We start from the raw sequence: 615 nt of genomic DNA on the forward strand, positions 1-615 counted from the left end.
AGATACGACCGGTTGGCTTTGCTGGGGTAGCCCTTGTCCGCCAGCACCCGCTGCGGTCGTGTCCGCGGGCGACCGACGCTACCCTGCACTGTGACCTGGTCGTAGACGACGGGCAGCATGATCGTATCGGCGACCTGACCGCCGGTGAGCACAAAGCTGAGCACCCGACCGCGCCCATCACATACCAGGTGATTCTTGCAGGTCAACCCGCCCCGAGAACGGCCGATGGCATGATCAGACGGCTCGGAGCTCTGATTGTTGTAATTCGCGTGTGCCCCCTGTGATGCGCGGCAGGGTGGAGCCGTGCTGGTGTACCCGCACGATGGTGGAGTCGATTGAGGTGACCCAGTCCAGTTCGCCGGCACGGTGGGCGGCGCACTGAACATAGCTGAGTAACTCTGCCCACACCCCGGCTGTGGCCCAGCGGTGGAAGTTCTTGTAGATCGTATTCCAGTTGCCGAAGCGCTCTGGCAGATCGCGCCACGGTGCGCCGGTACGAAAACGCCAGGCGGTGGCCTCCACCACGAGACGTCGGTCGACCGGTGGGCGGCCTGTGGCCTTCGCGGCGGGGAACAGCGGGCCGATCACGGCCCAGATCTCGTCGGTGATCACGTC

The 615-nt window shown here is 64.9% G+C and carries 2 protein-coding genes; both read right to left on the reverse strand.

Features of this window, described 5'->3' with window-relative positions:
* On the reverse strand, positions 1-227 hold a 227-nt coding region (locus ACT3TD_RS14810), incomplete at its 3' end, for a transposase (RefSeq protein WP_444638078.1).
* 7 nt (positions 228-234) lie between these two features.
* The coding region (locus ACT3TD_RS14815; RefSeq protein ID WP_444638077.1) for an IS5 family transposase at positions 235-615 on the reverse strand (381 nt) is incomplete at its 5' end.

The sequence above is a fragment of the Corynebacterium sp. AOP36-E1-14 genome (genome assembly GCF_052377495.1).
Lineage (GTDB): Bacteria > Actinomycetota > Actinomycetes > Mycobacteriales > Mycobacteriaceae > Corynebacterium.